The organism is Nitrosomonas eutropha (assembly GCF_900116685.1).
Lineage (GTDB): Bacteria > Pseudomonadota > Gammaproteobacteria > Burkholderiales > Nitrosomonadaceae > Nitrosomonas > Nitrosomonas eutropha_A.
On the sequence record NZ_FPBL01000003.1, the window covers coordinates 90,255 to 106,264 of the forward strand.

Consider the following 16,010-nt stretch of genomic DNA (forward strand, 5'->3'; position numbering starts at 1 on the left):
TGCGGGGAGGTTGCCAGGCAACGCCCCGCCAGCTCGGATTACTCTGCATTTATCCGAAAGGATGATGAAAAACGATTGTTTCTATTCGATCGGGACCGGTTGAAATCATGGATATGGGTGTCTGGCAGACTTCTTCCATGCGCTTGAGGTAATTTTGCGCTGCCTTGGGGAGTTGATTAAAATCCTTAATTCCTGCCGTACATGCCTGCCAGCCTGGTAATTCTTCATAAACCGGTTCGATATCAGCCAGATCATCCGCACCAAACGGCAAAGCATCATAAAATCTATCTGACTGTTTTGACTTATAACCCGTACCAATCTTTAATTTCTCCAAGCCATCGAGCACATCAAGTTTGGTAATACACAACCCTGAAACACCGTTGATCTGAATTGAACGTCTGGCAGCCACTGCATCAAACCAGCCACAACGGCGCGGGCGCCCGGTAGTGGAGCCAAATTCATTGCCCCGCTGTGCCAAATATTCTCCAGTTGCATCTTCCAACTCGGTAGGAAAAGGCCCCGAACCTACGCGAGTGGTATAGGCTTTAGTAATACCTAGTACGTAACTCAACAACTGTGGCCCGACACCACTGCCCACTGAAGCTGCACCAGCAATACAGTTACTGGAAGTAACAAAAGGATAGGTACCATGGTCAATATCCAACAGAGCTCCCTGCGCACCCTCAAACAACAGATTGTTTCCAGTCTTGTTAGCTTCAAACAGCAGTTTAGGAACATCTGCGACCATTGGCCGAATTCTTTCAGCTTTTTTCAGACATTCATCCAGTATCTGATCGTAGTCTACCGTTGCTGTATGGTAATAATTTTTCAGCAAGAAATTATGGTAGTCGAGTACTTCTTTCAATTTGCTGGCAAATCGTTCTGGATAGAACAGATCCTGTAGGCGTATTGCACGCCGTGCAATTTTGTCTTCGTAAGCCGGGCCAATTCCTCTGCCAGTTGTACCAATTTTTTCCGGCCCTTTTGCCAGCTCACGAGCGCCATCTACTGCGATGTGATAGGGCAAAATTAATGGACAAGCCTCGCTGATACGTAATCTGCCGGACACATCCACACCAGCTTGCTCCAGCATACTCATTTCGTCCAACAATGCACCAGGAGACAAAACCACGCCGTTACCGATGTAACAAATAACATCTTTGCGCAATATTCCTGAAGGGATCAAATGCAGCACAGTTTTCTCACCATTTACTACCAGCGTATGCCCAGCATTGTGTCCTCCCTGGAAACGGATAACGCCTGCAGCCCGATCGGTCAACCAGTCGACAATCTTGCCCTTACCCTCATCCCCCCACTGCGTTCCAATGACTACAACATTCCTGGCCATACACTCATCGATCTCTCAGAAATTATTTCCAAAATAAAGCACCACGCTGTTTACAGCGTGGTGCTTTAGACATATTCTTCCAACAGCGCGGGGCTCTATCTTTAAGGAGAGATTCCCTACTACAGATGTCTGTTTACCCTGAAACAGGGCAAATTTCCCATTTGCCATTCCGTAAAACCAGATTTCTGTCACACCCGGCTACTTCTTTACTATTTTCCCCAGGCAATCCTGTCACCACGATATGCCCTGCGATACGCAGCTGCTTGATCATTGCTGCAAGTTCATCATCCTGCGGCTTCCACGGCGCCAGTATTCCTCGGGGATAATCATTTATATCAGTCAGACGTGATAATTGTTTCAAATCAAGGCTAAATCCGGTTGCTGGCCTCGCTCTACCGAATGATTTACCGATTTCATCATAGCGCCCTCCCAATGCAATCGCGACAGGGCTTCCCTGTGTATACGCGGCAAATACCATCCCCGTGTGATAGTGATAACCCCGCAAGTCGGCCAGATCAAAAATTATCCTGTCAACATAAGGTTCAAGTGCTTTCGCAACATGCTCCAATTGATCCAGAGCCTCACTGATCTCCGGAAAATTCGGTAGGTATTTGCGTGCGCGTAAAAGAACAGTTTCATCTCCGTATAACTCCGGCAACAGCAGTAATGCTTCCCGAACCGTCTTATCCAAGTCATTCAGGCCAGTGTACACCAGCTCCCTGAGGGTACTCGTATCCTTGGCCCACAATGCAGCATAAAGCTCCATTTCAAACTCGGGCCTGATTCCTGAACCATAAACCAGACTGCGAAATACTCTGATATGCCCAAGATCAAGATGAATCGATTGGATCCCGGAAACAGACAGGCATTCCAATAGCAAACGCTGGATTTCAAGATCACTCTCGATACCAAAATGCCCATATAATTCGGCCCCCACCTGAAATGGTTCTCGTGTGCGGGTAATTTCATCAGGTACCGTATGAACAACACTGCTGGCATAACAAAGCCGAGTCACACCACTAGTGTTCAGCAAATGTGCATCAATCCGGGCTGCTTGCGGTGTCATATCTGCCCGTAACCCCATCATCCTGCCACTCAGTTGATCGACAACCTTGAACATACGCAAATTCATGCCACTGCCACTCCCGGCCAGCAGGGACTCTACATATTCCAACAGGGGTGGCATCACAAACTGATATCCATGAACAAACAGCTTGTCCATGATAAGACGACGAATCTTTTCTATACGATAAGCGTCACGCGGCAGTACATCTTCGATATATTCAGGAAGCAACCAGTTACGCATTTTTAATGTTGACCGGAATGAATTAAACCTGGATCAATAACAGGAACAGTCAAAATTATCAGAGGAAAGATCAATCAACTAACCAGATAAAGAATAATGAGACCAGTCAGCATCGTGCTGAGACCCATAAATCTTATCTGGCCGTCATTCAGCTGCAGGAGTTTTTGAAAAACTTCTCGCCAAGCACCTGGAGACGAGAAAGGAAAGATACCTTCCAGAATCAGCATCAGTGCAATTGCCTTCAGAAAGGTATCCCACATATTAAATCCCAATCATTAATAAAAAATTATTTATATCAGCCATCCTCCAATACCTGAAATGCTGATTTTTAGCATGATATTTCAACTCAAGGTATAGCTTTGCTTCTACTTTTATTTTTTATGGTCTGTCGGATCTTTCATATATTTAAAAAACTCCGAGTTTGGCTCCACAACAAGAATATCTTCCTTACTTCTAAAGGATTTTTCATACGCATCCAGGCTGCGGTAAAATCCATAGAATTTTGCATCCTTCTGGAAAGCTTCAGCATAAATTGCCGTAGCCTGAGCATCACCTTCCCCCATAATTTTTTGGGCATCACGATAGGCCTCAGCCAAAATCACCTCGTGCTGACGATCAGCATCTGCCCGTATTTTCTCAGATTCCGCAAAACCTGTTGATCGCAGTTGGTTTGCCACTCGCTTACGCTCTGCCTCCATTCTGCGATAAACAGATTCACTGACTTCCTGAGGCAAATCCACGCGCTTAAGCCGTACATCCACAACCTCTACACCAATCTTTTCTGCATCTGTGTTTGCTTTCTGGCGCATGACCTCCATGATTTTGTCACGTTCGCCAGAAACCACATCATGCACCGTCCGGTTACCAAATTCATCACGCATACTAGAATTTATTGTTTGTGCAAGACGTACTCGTGCTAACGTTTCATCCCCCTGCACACTAACGTAGTACTGCTTTACATCTACAATACGCCATTTGACGAATAGATCCACTAGAACGTTTTTCTTCTCTGAAGTGATATAACGCTCAGGTTCTTCTGAATCCATCGTCAAAATACGTGAATCAAAAAAACGAACATTCTGGACAAAAGGTATTTTTAAATATAAACCAGGAGATGTTTTCACCCCTACAACCTCCCCCAGCTGAAATAACAATGCTTGTTCACGTTGATCAACAATATAAACAGCAGAACTACCTACAACTGCCAAAACCAGCAAAAGTACAGCAAATATAGATGAAATCGCTTTCATTATCTCACCTCCCGTTCACGACTGCGAAAAGACTCACGCGAGCGCGAGCTTATATCTGAGGAAAAATCTTGATTTTCGTTTTGTTGTTTAATTGTCCCCGTAGATGATTTCGCCACCCCAGAATCAGCCTGAATTAATTTATCCAACGGCAGATAAAGCAGATTCCCTCCTCCTTTTTCCTGATCAATCAGGATTTTGCTGGTACTAGATAATACGTGCTGAACCGTATCAATATACATACGCTCACGTGTTACTTCCGGTGCCTTGGCATATTCCACCAGCACCTGTTCAAAACGACTGGCATCACCCTCTGAGGCTGTGATTACCTTTTGTTTATATCCTTCGGCTTCCTCCAACAAACGGGCTGCAGCACCTCTAGCTCTCGGAATTACGTCATTTGCATAGGCCTGTCCCTCGTTTCTTTGCCGTTCTCTATCCTGATTGGCTTTGACCGCATCATCAAAAGCTGCCTGTACCTGCTCAGGAGGCTGTGCATTCTGCATAGTTACCCTGTTGATAGAAATACCAATCTGATAACGATCAAGAATTTTTTGCATTAATACAGTCGTTCTAGCAGCCACTTCTTCACGTCCTTCATAAAGGACGAAGTCCATTTTACTGGTACCAATCACTTCTCGAATAGCTGTTTCCGCTACCTGCAAAACGCTGTCTTCCGGCTCGCGATTAGTGAACAGAAAATCTTCGGGGCTATTAAGTATATATTGCACAGCAAACTGAATATCAACGATATTCTCGTCATCTGTAAGGATTAATGATTCCTTTAGCACCTTGCTGCGTACATTATTGCGATATCCGATTTCTACTGTACGCACCTGAGCTATATTGACATCCTCAATAGATTCAATTGGTGAAGGAACATGCCAGCGCAACCCAGGCTGCGTTGTTTCCACATGTTTACCAAATCGCAGCACTACTCCTCGATGGCCTTCATCAACGATGTAGAATCCGCTCCCCGCCCACGCGACCAAGAGCAGGAACCCAATGATTGCAATACCTTTACTACTCGGGCCGTCGGGATTTCCCCCATCAGAATTCCCGTTACTATCGCCTCCACCCTTCCGGCTAAAAAGCTCATTTATTTTCTGGTTAAAGCTGCGCATAACTTCTTCAAGATCAGGAGGACCGGAATTACCTCTCCTTTTCCCCCATTGCGGATCATTCAAGCCCATGTTGATTTAGTCCTTTTCATTATTTATAGAAGTGGCACGGACATTGTCGTTCATGCTTACGGATGTTGTTGAATGCTGCTTCAATTTATTCAAGTTTTGATCAAATGCCTCTGCCAGCGCTTCATAGAGATAACCCAAACCCGCTCCCGTCCTTGCACTGAGATGAACTCTTGCGATTCTACCATACTCGTCGCGCATGTAATTCTCTGACGAACCCTGCTCAATGAGGTCGATTTTATTAAAAATTAGGATTTGGGGTATAGTATCCGCCCCAATTTCCTGCAGTAATTTATTAACTTCGCTGATCTGCACATCCCGATTGGAACTGGATACATCAATCACATGCAAAAGCAGGTCAGCTCGTATGGTTTCTTCCAGTGTGGCACGGAATGCAGCGACAAGCGTATGCGGCAAATCCCGAATAAAACCAACTGTATCAGAAATTACGATCAAACCACGTTCTGGAAGAAAAAGTCTCCTGGTAGTCGTATCCAACGTAGCAAACAACTTGTCTGCAGCATATGTATCCGACCGAACAAGCCGGTTAAACAAGGTTGACTTACCAGCATTGGTATAACCTACAATGGAAACAGACATGATTTCAGAGCGTTTTCTCGCGCGCCGTTGCACATCCCGTTGCTGTTTAAGTTTAGCCAGCTTCTCCTTCAGGAATTTTACGCGCTTTGCCAGCAAGCGTCGGTCAGTTTCCAGCTGGGTCTCCCCAGGGCCACGCAAGCCAATTCCGCCTTTTTGGCGCTCTAGATGCGTCCATCCTCTCACCAGGCGCGTGGACAGGTACTCCAGCTGAGCCAGTTCAACCTGTAGTTTACCTTCGTGGCTTTTGGCACGCTGCGCAAAAATATCCAGAATCAGACTGGTCCGATCTATGACGCGACAGGCCAGTGCTGTGGAAAGATTTCTTTGCTGTATTGGAGACAACTCGTGGTTGAATATCACCATTGCAGCTTGTGTTTGCACCACTATCTGGCTGATTTCTTCCACCTTGCCCTTTCCGATAAAAGTGGCGGGATCGGGCTGCTTTCGCGTTCCTTCAACTACTGCAACTACAGACAGTTGATCACTGCAAGCAAGCTCTTTCAGCTCATCCAGACTTTCCTTATCATTTTTGCCGAAATTAATCTCTACTAATATTGCGGTGTTATCCGCTGCCGTTCCGCTATCATGATTCATCTTGCTCGGACAGTGTTTCAGCTGGTACCGGAATTGAAATTGCCTTACCCGGTACTATAGTGGAAATAGCATGCTTATAAACCATCTGTGTAACAGAATTTCTCAATAAAACCACGTACTGATCAAAGGAATCAATATGTCCCTGCAACTTGATACCGTTGACCAGATAGATGGAGACTGGAACACGTTCCTTGCGCAAAATATTCAAAAATGGATCTTGCAGTAACTGTCCTTTAACGCCCACTGTTTACCCTCCCTGGTTGAATTTCTAGTTATTTGGTTAAAGTAAGTACCCTCATGGGTAAACTGACTGGTTCTGACAGAATTTTTGCCAAGATCCTAAACCTGCCGCATCATCAGATCAACAGAAAAAATTAAAATGCATAAAAGTTCATCTTGGATATTAACGCTGTCAAAATATGATACGAAAAACCATAATTCTAACACGGCTATAATGGTATTCGTGTAGCACTGTTTTTATGTTTTATCCAAAAAGAAAGTTTAATGAGTGGAATAAAAACAACAGCAAGCTAACGTCGGATGACATGAAATATTGTATTTTTCATCTGATGCAAACAAGCTCCTAGCCAGAAAAGCTTACTCTACATACCCAGATATTACTCAGTCACATTTTCAGCAGGTAATACCCGGCTTTCAGGGAACCACATCCTGAAAATACTGCCTGCTCCAGGTTGACTGGTAATTTCCATACTCGCCTGATGACGGTTCAGAACATGCTTGACGATAGCAAGCCCGAGGCCGGTACCACCAGTTTCGCGGGAACGACTGCGATCTACCCGATAAAAACGTTCTGTCAACCGGGGAATATGATTCGGCTCAATACCTATCCCGCTGTCCTGAACATAAAACAGCCCTTTCCCATTTTCCACCGTCCAGTTCAGGGAAATCACCCCGTTTTCCGGGGTGTATCGCACAGCATTACTGATGAGGTTTTCAAATGCACTGCGCAGCTCATCTTCACTGCCAAGTAGCATGGCATGACTGACAAGATCAAGGGAAATAGTATGGCGACCAGCGCTCAATGATTGGGCTTCCTGATAAAGCTCCTGTAACAGCTTAACGATATCCACCTTTTCTTCAGCCAGATTATTTCCGGCATTCTCCAATCGGGATAGCGTTAGCAAATCCTCTACCAGACGACGCATGCGGGTAGCCTGGTCAAACATCAGTCGCAGCGCATTTTTCTCCATGTCACCGGATACCTTGTTTTCCTCCAGCAGCGTTTCAAGAAACCCTCCAATCACTGTCAAAGGTGTACGCAATTCATGCGAGACATTCGCAACAAAATCGCGCCGCATAATTTCAAGTTTTTCAAAACGTGTCACATCCCGACTGATCAGCAGTTTTTCCCTGTCACCATAAGGTACAATCTGAATAGAAAGCAGCGTATCGCGAAAACGTGTCTGATTGAGCAGAAAAGGTTTGCTGAAATCTCCCGCATCAAGATAGGCCACAAATCGCACCTGACGTACCATGCGACTAATATGCTGGCCGGCATCCATCCCAAGATTGAGACCCAGGTGCAACTCGGCAGACGAATTGCACCACTCGATCTGATCCTTGTCGCCCAGGATGACAATTCCTTCTGGCAAAGCAGATGTTGCGCGCTGTAATCGCTCCAGCGAGATATTCAATCCCAGGCGCTCCTTATCGCTACGCCTGACGAAACGGGCCAATCTGGCAAAAACGACCCCCCACAAACCAGATCTATCGGGCACTGTCGAATAGGAATAATCCGAGTGGCGTAACCATTGATCCAGACAATACAATGTATGAAGATGGTAAATCACAATCCCGAGCAGGATGATGCTGTACAGACCCAGCACGATCGCTGTATCAAATATCATTCCCGTCAATGCGGCAATAATGGTCAGCCATAAAATGGGAGCAAGACTTAGCCAGAAGGTATTCACGTAATTATGAGCCGTGACAAGATTGATTTTTCGGTGCAGCTCCGGCGCCAACCGCTTTTTCCAACTTCATCCTTCACCCTGGAATATTGTCCGGATCTTATAAAAGCGAAAAGAAATTTACGATGCGCTGCGGCAGCCAATCCAGTTTTCCTGGAAAAGCACCATACATAAAGCCAACATGCCCTCCCTGCTGCGGAAATTCCAGTGAAACGAAAGGAGATACTTCGGATCTCTGTGGCAGCACACTTTCGGGCAAAAAAGGATCATTGCGCGCATTGATCAGCAATGTTGGCACACGAACAGATCCAAGCCACGGTTTGCTGCTGGATTGGCGCCAGTAATCATCCGTATCCCGGAAACCATGCAACGGTGCTGTAACCAGATTATCAAACTCGTACAATGAATTACAGGCCGCAACCGCCTTGGCATCCAGCAAACCAGGAAACTGTTTATTTTTTTTCAGCGCCTTGCGTTTAAGGGTGATAAGAAAATGATGGGTATAAACCCGGTTAAAACCGAAATCGAGCACCTTGCCGGCTACTGCCAAGTCAAGAGGAACAGAAACTGCTACGGTACCTGCGATCAATCTGGCTGCCTGGGTGCCTTGCTCACCCAGCCATTTCAGCAGCGCATTGCCACCAAGCGATATACCAACAACATAACAGACGGTGTTTTGTTTGCGCGAATCGTTCTGCTGCGTCACATAGCGCAACATACGATCAATATCTTGCGAATCACCGGCATGGTAAGCACGCGGCAAACGATTGGGAGATCCGGAACAACCACGAAAATGAATAACAACACCACGCCAGCGCAATGTTTGTAAGAATCGCATAATACTCAACGCATAATGGCTTTGTGAATTGCCCTCCAAACCATGAAACAGAATGACCAGCGGTTTATCCGGCTCCCCCTCCAGCCAGTCAATATCAATAAAATCTCCGTCATCCATCTCCCAGCGCTCACGCTGGTAACGAATTGCCGGATTCAGATTAACGAAATAAGGAAAAATGGTCTGTGCGTTTCCTCCGGGAAGCCATCCGGGGGCATGATAAGACTGGAGCAACCGGGATCCGGGTAAAGAAAAACGGGTAGTCATTGTAAATAGTATCAAACCTTCTAAACAGATAAATCCGGCAGATTAAGCCATTACAAAATAACCAGATTATCTCTGTGAATAAGCTCATATTCACCTACATAACCCAGTACAGTTTCGATCTGGCTGGAGGGGCGACGCATGATCTTGTGTGACTCACGTGCGCTGTAATTGATCAGGCCACGGGCAATTTCGCGGCCACTGGCATTCAGGCAGGATATGGCCTCACCTCGTTCAAAATCTCCTCTCACCTCCACCACACCGATAGGCAGCAGACTTTTGCCTCCAGACAGCAATGCTCTGCTGGCGCCATCATCTAATACTACGCTGCCCCGCACCTGAAGATGATCGGCCAACCATAACTTGCGCGCAACCTTCACCGGCATATCGGCCAGCAGACTGGTTCCAACAACCTCTCCATTTGCCAGATGAACCAGCACATTTTCCGTTCTGCCTGATGCAATCACTGTATGAGCCCCACTGCGAGCAGCCCGCCTGGCCGCCATCACTTTACTCTGCATACCACCACGACCGATACTACTACCCGCTCCGCCAGCCATGATCTCGATATGTGGATCACTGACACTGATTTCAGAAATCAGTGTTGCATCGGCATGCTTGCGCGGATCCCCCGTAAACAGACCCTCTTGATCAGTCAGGATAACCAGCACCTCAGCTTCAATCAAATTGGCAACCAGTGCCGCCAGATTATCATTGTCACCAAACCGGATTTCATCAGAAACTACTGTGTCGTTCTCATTGATAATTGGCACAATATCCAGATTCAACAATGTGAGAATCGTCGAACGGGCATTCAGATAGCGTTTACGACTCGATAAATCATCATGGGTCAGCAGAATCTGGGCAGTCAGCAATTTATATTCACTGAAACAATCTGCATAGGCCTGAGCAAGATCCATCTGACCGACTGCCGCTGCCGCCTGTAACTCGTAGAGCGCAGCAGGACGCGTTTTCCAGCCCAGGCGCTGCATACCTTCGGCAACCGCTCCAGAGGAAACCAGCACAACTTCCTTGCCCATTTTTTTGAGTCGGGAAATTTGCCCAGCCCAACCTCCAAGCACCTGACGATCAAGGCCGTTTCCTTCGTTCGTCACCAGACTGCTGCCAACCTTTACAACAATCCGACGGGCAGATTGCAGAATTGATTGTGTCATAAGAATCAAGTTTCTTCAGTAACGGGCTGTAATTGCTCTAGATATCCCATAATGGCATAGGTCAGTGCCTGACACCCTTTCCCAGTTAGAGCAGAAATGGCAAACCAGCGATCTCTCCAGTCAAGCGCCTGCAGCAAATGCGTGCAAATAGCTTGTTGCTCATCTTCAGGCAGTAGATCTACCTTATTAAATACCAGCCAGCGTGGTTTGCGATAAAGCACTTCATCAAATTTGCGAAGCTCATCTACCAGCGCCTCAGCTGATTGAACAGGGTCAATATTCTCATCAAAAGGAGCTACATCAATAATATGCAGTAATAAATGAGTACGGCTGAGATGTTTAAGAAAGCGGTGCCCAAGACCGGCTCCTTCCGCAGCACCTTCAATCAAGCCAGGAATATCCGCCATTACAAAGCTGCGTCCAGCATCGACCCGCACCACCCCTAAATTGGGATAAAGCGTAGTAAACGGGTAATCAGCCACTTTCGGCCGTGCTGCAGAAACAGCACGGATCAAGGTCGATTTACCGGCATTTGGCAATCCAAGCAATCCTACATCGGCCAGCACCCTAAGCTCCAGCTTGAGTTCAAACTGTTCTCCTGCCTCGCCATGAGTAAACTGCCGAGGGGCACGGTTAGTGCTGGATTTGAAATGGAGATTACCCAGCCCTCCTTTACCACCCTTGGCCAGCAGCACTTTCTGCTGATTGTGCTTGAGATCTGCCACGAGCTCGCCTGTCATATAATTGATTATGATTGTACCTACCGGCATACGCAGTACAATATCTTCTGCTCCCTTGCCATAACAATCAGAGCCACGCCCGTTTTCTCCTCGTTTTGCGCGAAAAACTGGTGTAAAACGGTAATCGATCAATGTATTGAGGTTGTGATCCGCCAATGCATAGATACTGCCACCACGGCCTCCATCTCCTCCATCCGGTCCGCCTTTGGGAATAAACTTTTCACGGCGAAAGCTGGCAACACCGTTGCCGCCATCTCCTGCAAAGACCTGTATTTTTACTTCATCTATGTATTTCATGAGTGCCCCGCAGCAACTATTTCGATTGCAGACGGAGAAATTTATCCTGGCAAAAAACCATACAAAGTAAAAAGCCCCATTGCTTGAACGGGGCTTTTCTCCAGCTATCCGATCCGACAAATCGGATCATTAGGAAGGAATAACTGCAACTGTTCTCCGATTCAGCCGCCCCCTAATGGTAAAAACAATTTTCCCATCCACTTTAGCAAACAGAGTGTGATCACGTCCGATTCCTACATTATCACCCGGGTGGAACTGGGTACCACGCTGGCGCACGATGATTCCACCTGCCCTGATTATTTCACCACCGTAACGCTTCACCCCCAGTCTCTTGGAATGAGAATCACGCCCGTTTCTGGAGCTTCCGCCCGCTTTTTTATGTGCCATGAATCAATCTCCTTATGCAGAAATACCGGTTATCTGAATCTCAGTATAATTCTGACGGTGCCCCTGTTGTTTCCGGTAATGTTTGCGACGGCGCATTTTGAATATACGTATTTTGTCACGTCGCCCGTGGCTGATTACTGTTGCGCTGACTTTTGCCTGATCGAGTAACGGCGCACCCGTAGAAACAATTTCTCCATCCGCAACCATCAGCACCTGATCCAGCTGAATATCACTCCCTACTTCCGCGGGCAGTGTTTCCACTTTCAATTTATTCCCGACCTGAACTCGGTACTGTTTACCACCTGTCTTGATTACTGCGTACATATCCATCTCCCGTCCTAGAACCGCGCATTATAATAACATACGCGGATTTTGTGTAATAAATTCAATCGTGCCACGACATGCGACATTTAAAATAAGTACTCTTTCAAGTGTGCTTATTACCTTCTTTTGCAGACAGAATCTGCCCGTTCAGGTGCAGTGTTATAATTAGCCGGTTTATTTCCAAGTAATGGATATCTCATGCCGGTACCCCATCTCACCAATACCCTGAATGCACCCACCTTCGATCTGGAAAAACGCATTCTTGCAGCCAAGCCAACTATCGAACACTGGTTACGCAAGCAATGGCAACACCATACTGTGCCTTTTTATTGCTCAGTAGATCTACGCAACAGTGGTTTCAAACTGGCACCGGTTGATACCAATCTGTTTCCTGGCGGATTCAACAACCTTAATCCGGCTTTCATCCCACTATGCATTCAGGCGATGATGAATGCCGTCGAAAAGATCTGTCCGGACGCACATAATGTTTTGCTGATTCCAGAAAATCACACCCGCAATATTTTCTATCTGCAAAATATTGCCATGTTGCAGTCCATCATGCAGCAGGCTGGTATGAATATCCGTATCGGCTCACTATTGCCAGAAATTGATCACCCTGTATCCGTACCACTACCTAGTGGCGAACCTTTGTTACTGGAACCAGTACAGCGCAAGGGGAACAAGCTGTTTGTTCAGGATTTTGACCCTTGTGCCATACTTCTGAATAACGATCTGTCCGGCGGAGTACCTGAAATCCTGCAAAATCTGGATCAGACAATTATCCCACCCCTCCATGCAGGCTGGGCCACTCGCCGTAAATCCTGGCATTTCAGCGCCTACGACAATGTAGCACAGGACTTTGCAGAGCTGATCAACATTGATCCCTGGCTTATCAACCCCTATTTTACCGCTTGCGGGAAAGTTGATTTTCAAGAAAAAGAGGGATTGGATTGTGTCGCTGCGGCTGTAGATGAAATTCTGAACCAGATCAGGGAAAAATACGCACAACATGGAATCAATGAAAAGCCGTTTGTTATCGTCAAGGCTGATTCAGGCACTTACGGCATGGGAATCATGAGTATCAAAGATGGGGCTGAAGTCTACAAACTTAACCGTAAACAGCGCAACAAAATGACGACAATCAAGGAGGGGTTGGTTGTGAAAAATGTACTGGTGCAAGAAGGAGTACACACATTTGAGAATATTCACCAAGCCGTAGCAGAACCCGTTATCTACATGATCGATCATCACGTAGTGGGAGGATTCTATCGGGTTCACACCAGTCGGGGCATTGATGAAAACCTGAATGCACCAGGCATGCATTTTGTGCCATTAGCATTTGATACCACCTGTATGCAGACCGATCCCTCCGCCCCTCCAGATGCAACTCCTAATCGTTTTTATACCTATGGTGTAATTGCCAGGCTGGCGCTGCTTGCCTCTGCCATCGAGCTGGAACGGTATATTCAACCCTCATTGTCCACACTGGCAATGGCCGAAACCCGATGAAACTGGCTTTTATTCTGGATCCGCTCGACAGTATCAAAATTGGCAAGGATTCCAGCTATGCCATGATGTGTGAAGCGGCGTCCCGTCACCATCAACTGTATACCCTGCAACAAAGTGGCCTGGCCTGGAAAAATCACCAGGTAATTGGTTTCGCACGATCACTAACACTCATCGATCCACCAGATAATCCTCATCGCTGGTATGAGGAAGGCATTGTGGAAGAAATTCCACTGGCCGAATTTGATGCCGTGCTCATGCGCAAGGATCCTCCCTTCGACACCGAGTATATCTACAGCACCTATCTGCTCGAACTGGCCGAACGTCAGGGTGCTTATGTTGTGAACAGTCCACGGGGCATTCGTGACCACAACGAAAAATTGGCAATCACAGAGTTTCCACAATTTATACCCTCTTCACTGGTAACCAGCCAGGAACAGCTGATTCTCCAGTTTCTTGCCGAACATGAGGATATTATCCTGAAACCGCTGGATGGCATGGGAGGTGCTGGTATTTTTCGCATGCAGAATACCGACCATAATATTGGCGTCATCATCGAAACGCTAACGCGTTATGGCACCCGTACCATCATGGCACAACGCTTTCTGCCGGAAATCCGCGAAGGAGACAAACGTATATTGCTAATTGCTGGGAAACCTGTCGATTACGCACTCGCGCGCATCCCCAAACCGGGAGAAACGCGTGGCAATCTGGCGGCTGGTGGCACCGGCAAAGTACAGCCGCTGTCAGCACGTGACAGGAAAATTTCCGAAGAACTCGGACAAATCCTCTATGCTCGCGGCCTGATGCTGATAGGTCTGGATGTCATCGGCAACCATCTAACAGAAATAAATGTCACCAGCCCGACCGGTATGCGGGAAATCTCTGATCAAACAGGAATAAATGTTGCAGGGCTAATGATTGATGCACTAGAACAAAACATTCATTGAAATACTAAAGAAGTGGCGTAAAAAAAGGCCTGATTAACAGGCCCTTTTTATGCAAATAAAACGGATTAATAACCACCTTTCCAGGCGTCACCCGATTTTTCTCTCGCTTGCTGAACAACCGCTACGGCATCGCCACATTTTACTCTGACGATTTTTCCATTTTCGACCTCAGTATGGCTTTTCACGATATCAGTTGGTTTTTTATCTTTGCAAGCCAGATAGTTCAACAAATCCTTGGCACTGATTGGTGCTAAGGAAGACTCCAAGTTACCACTTGCAAACGTTGCTGTGGAACCCAGTACAAAAATAGAAACGAAAGCTGCGACGATCACCTTGTTCATTTGCACTCCTCTTCAAATTTCCTAAAACAAATCTCTTACCTGATAACCTTTCAGGCCTCCCTGTAATCCGCCCCCTGATCAGTATTTCCCGGCCTGAAAAACCGGTTCAAATCATCGGCACAGATCACCAGCCGACACTTCATCCCTCCCGTCGGCTATGGTTAATACAAACCGGCTACATTCTATCAAGTAATTCATTACTGTTGCATCTAAAAACAAACGGCTTACTGTTTTTCCCTTACTCGCCATCCGCAACAAAAAAGAAAATGTGGCCGAGCAGTTTGTCGTCCATCATCCTTAAAGTACAACATAAAGCTACTTCTTTTGTTTTGCACATTTTTCTGCATCAGGTATGCTGCCATATACTGGATACACCGATTTGATTCGAATCCTGAATCTTCTCCGTCCTGACAAACTGACTGAATCATCATGGATCACAACATTCATCGTCCGCGCACACTAATTCTCCCGCCCGCACCCTACGCTGCAGCCATACTCGCCGGCTGGTGGATTGATCGTAACATTCAGGCACTCCACTGGGGCTGGAGTGCGGCAACCCGGCCACTCGGTTGGCTGGGTATAATCGCGGGATTAGTGCTGCTTGCATGGACAGCCATCATTCTCTGGCGCTATCGAACTACCGTCAACCCCTATAAAGCAGCCTCCAGCCTGTGCACTACCGGACCATTCCGCTACAGCCGCAACCCGATTTATCTCGGCGACTGGTTAATTTTTATCGGTACCTCGATACTGCTGTCAACCTGGTGGCCACTGTTCTTCGCACCGCTGATCTGGGCAATACTACGCTACGGTGTCATACGCCATGAAGAAGCACACCTTGAAGCCAGATTTGGAGATGTCTATCGGGACTACAAAACCAGAGTGCGACGCTGGCTCTGAGATATCCCTAAAGCATACCTCCACCTCAACAAATTATGCCTCTCCGGCTTACTTCTACACAACCACCTGTTTCAT

At 46.8% G+C, this 16,010-nt stretch carries 17 protein-coding genes; 3 read left to right on the forward strand and 14 right to left on the reverse strand.

Going from position 1 to position 16,010, the window contains the following annotated elements; genetic code table 11:
* Positions 1-49: 49 nt before the first annotated feature.
* The 13 genes from BM331_RS05000 to rplU all read right to left on the reverse strand — a co-directional run bounded on the left by BM331_RS05000 (position 50) and on the right by rplU (position 12,238).
* On the reverse strand, positions 50-1,348 hold the full coding sequence (locus tag BM331_RS05000) for an adenylosuccinate synthase (RefSeq protein ID WP_074927640.1): 1,299 nt from the start codon (positions 1,346-1,348) through the stop codon (positions 50-52).
* A 133-nt stretch (positions 1,349-1,481) separates the two neighbouring features.
* Positions 1,482-2,654 carry an ATP phosphoribosyltransferase regulatory subunit gene (locus BM331_RS05005; protein WP_074927642.1) on the reverse strand — a complete coding sequence of 391 codons (1,173 nt, stop codon included), beginning with the start codon at positions 2,652-2,654 and terminating at the stop codon, positions 1,482-1,484.
* Between the two features lie 74 nt (positions 2,655-2,728).
* Complete coding sequence (locus BM331_RS05010) at positions 2,729-2,914, reverse strand: DUF2065 domain-containing protein (RefSeq protein WP_011634049.1); 186 nt, start codon at positions 2,912-2,914, stop codon at positions 2,729-2,731.
* Between the two features lie 111 nt (positions 2,915-3,025).
* Complete coding sequence (hflC, locus tag BM331_RS05015) at positions 3,026-3,904, reverse strand: protease modulator HflC (RefSeq protein ID WP_074927644.1); 879 nt, start codon at positions 3,902-3,904, stop codon at positions 3,026-3,028.
* Complete coding sequence (hflK, locus tag BM331_RS05020) at positions 3,904-5,094, reverse strand: FtsH protease activity modulator HflK (protein ID WP_074927646.1); 1,191 nt, start codon at positions 5,092-5,094, stop codon at positions 3,904-3,906. Before hflK ends, hflC begins: the two co-directional genes overlap by 1 nt.
* 6 nt (positions 5,095-5,100) lie before the next feature.
* Positions 5,101-6,285: a GTPase HflX gene (gene hflX, locus BM331_RS05025; protein WP_074927647.1), complete on the reverse strand. Its 1,185-nt coding sequence runs from the start codon at positions 6,283-6,285 to the stop codon at positions 5,101-5,103.
* Entirely contained in the window at positions 6,275-6,529 is a 255-nt protein-coding gene (gene hfq, locus BM331_RS05030) for an RNA chaperone Hfq (protein WP_074927649.1), read from the reverse strand. The genes hflX and hfq overlap by 11 nt, the downstream gene beginning before the upstream one ends.
* A gap of 373 nt (positions 6,530-6,902) precedes the next feature.
* Complete coding sequence (gene phoR, locus BM331_RS05035) at positions 6,903-8,219, reverse strand: phosphate regulon sensor histidine kinase PhoR (protein ID WP_074927836.1); 1,317 nt, start codon at positions 8,217-8,219, stop codon at positions 6,903-6,905.
* A gap of 97 nt (positions 8,220-8,316) precedes the next feature.
* Complete coding sequence (locus tag BM331_RS05040; RefSeq protein ID WP_074927651.1) at positions 8,317-9,318, reverse strand: YheT family hydrolase; 1,002 nt, start codon at positions 9,316-9,318, stop codon at positions 8,317-8,319.
* A gap of 50 nt (positions 9,319-9,368) precedes the next feature.
* Positions 9,369-10,490, reverse strand: a complete 1,122-nt coding sequence (proB, locus tag BM331_RS05045; RefSeq protein ID WP_074927653.1) for a glutamate 5-kinase — start codon at positions 10,488-10,490, stop codon at positions 9,369-9,371.
* A 5-nt stretch (positions 10,491-10,495) separates the two neighbouring features.
* Positions 10,496-11,527, reverse strand: a complete 1,032-nt coding sequence (gene cgtA, locus BM331_RS05050) for an Obg family GTPase CgtA (protein ID WP_074927655.1) — start codon at positions 11,525-11,527, stop codon at positions 10,496-10,498.
* Between the two features lie 129 nt (positions 11,528-11,656).
* Entirely contained in the window at positions 11,657-11,914 is a 258-nt protein-coding gene (gene rpmA / locus BM331_RS05055; RefSeq protein ID WP_074927657.1) for a 50S ribosomal protein L27, read from the reverse strand.
* 12 nt (positions 11,915-11,926) lie between these two features.
* Positions 11,927-12,238 (reverse strand): 50S ribosomal protein L21, encoded by a 312-nt coding sequence (rplU, locus tag BM331_RS05060; RefSeq protein WP_074927658.1) that lies wholly within the window; start codon positions 12,236-12,238, stop codon positions 11,927-11,929.
* 198 nt (positions 12,239-12,436) lie between these two features.
* Here rplU and gshA point away from each other — a divergent pair, with 198 nt between their 5' ends.
* Both gshA and gshB read left to right on the forward strand, forming a co-directional pair.
* Entirely contained in the window at positions 12,437-13,747 is a 1,311-nt protein-coding gene (gene gshA, locus BM331_RS05065) for a glutamate--cysteine ligase (protein ID WP_074927660.1), read from the forward strand.
* Positions 13,744-14,694 carry a glutathione synthase gene (gene gshB / locus BM331_RS05070; RefSeq protein WP_074927662.1) on the forward strand — a complete coding sequence of 317 codons (951 nt, stop codon included), beginning with the start codon at positions 13,744-13,746 and terminating at the stop codon, positions 14,692-14,694. The genes gshA and gshB overlap by 4 nt, the downstream gene beginning before the upstream one ends.
* Positions 14,695-14,759: 65 nt before the next feature.
* Here gshB and BM331_RS05075 read toward each other — a convergent pair whose 3' ends face one another.
* Positions 14,760-15,035 carry a hydroxylamine oxidoreductase gene (locus tag BM331_RS05075; protein WP_074927664.1) on the reverse strand — a complete coding sequence of 92 codons (276 nt, stop codon included), beginning with the start codon at positions 15,033-15,035 and terminating at the stop codon, positions 14,760-14,762.
* Between the two features lie 429 nt (positions 15,036-15,464).
* On the opposite strand from BM331_RS05075, the gene BM331_RS05080 reads away from it, so the two are divergent.
* Positions 15,465-15,935 carry a methyltransferase family protein gene (locus tag BM331_RS05080; protein ID WP_074927666.1) on the forward strand — a complete coding sequence of 157 codons (471 nt, stop codon included), beginning with the start codon at positions 15,465-15,467 and terminating at the stop codon, positions 15,933-15,935.
* Positions 15,936-16,010 lie beyond the last annotated feature (75 nt).

Excerpts from the sequence above, each read along its gene's own strand:
- hflK (WP_074927646.1), bottom strand. The coding sequence starts at position 5,094 with ATGGGCTTGAATGATCCGCAATGGGGGAAAAGGAGAGGTAATTCCGGT.
- hflC (WP_074927644.1), bottom strand. The coding sequence starts at position 3,904 with ATGAAAGCGATTTCATCTATATTTGCTGTACTTTTGCTGGTTTTGGCA.
- BM331_RS05040 (WP_074927651.1), bottom strand. The coding sequence starts at position 9,318 with ATGACTACCCGTTTTTCTTTACCCGGATCCCGGTTGCTCCAGTCTTAT.
- BM331_RS05000 (WP_074927640.1), bottom strand. The coding sequence starts at position 1,348 with ATGGCCAGGAATGTTGTAGTCATTGGAACGCAGTGGGGGGATGAGGGT.
- BM331_RS05080 (WP_074927666.1), top strand. The coding sequence starts at position 15,465 with ATGGATCACAACATTCATCGTCCGCGCACACTAATTCTCCCGCCCGCA.
- BM331_RS05005 (WP_074927642.1), bottom strand. The coding sequence starts at position 2,654 with ATGCGTAACTGGTTGCTTCCTGAATATATCGAAGATGTACTGCCGCGT.
- gshB (WP_074927662.1), top strand. The coding sequence starts at position 13,744 with ATGAAACTGGCTTTTATTCTGGATCCGCTCGACAGTATCAAAATTGGC.
- hflX (WP_074927647.1), bottom strand. The coding sequence starts at position 6,285 with ATGAATCATGATAGCGGAACGGCAGCGGATAACACCGCAATATTAGTA.
- rplU (WP_074927658.1), bottom strand. The coding sequence starts at position 12,238 with ATGTACGCAGTAATCAAGACAGGTGGTAAACAGTACCGAGTTCAGGTC.
- proB (WP_074927653.1), bottom strand. The coding sequence starts at position 10,490 with ATGACACAATCAATTCTGCAATCTGCCCGTCGGATTGTTGTAAAGGTT.
- BM331_RS05075 (WP_074927664.1), bottom strand. The coding sequence starts at position 15,035 with ATGAACAAGGTGATCGTCGCAGCTTTCGTTTCTATTTTTGTACTGGGT.
- cgtA (WP_074927655.1), bottom strand. The coding sequence starts at position 11,527 with ATGAAATACATAGATGAAGTAAAAATACAGGTCTTTGCAGGAGATGGC.
- BM331_RS05010 (WP_011634049.1), bottom strand. The coding sequence starts at position 2,914 with ATGTGGGATACCTTTCTGAAGGCAATTGCACTGATGCTGATTCTGGAA.
- rpmA (WP_074927657.1), bottom strand. The coding sequence starts at position 11,914 with ATGGCACATAAAAAAGCGGGCGGAAGCTCCAGAAACGGGCGTGATTCT.
- gshA (WP_074927660.1), top strand. The coding sequence starts at position 12,437 with ATGCCGGTACCCCATCTCACCAATACCCTGAATGCACCCACCTTCGAT.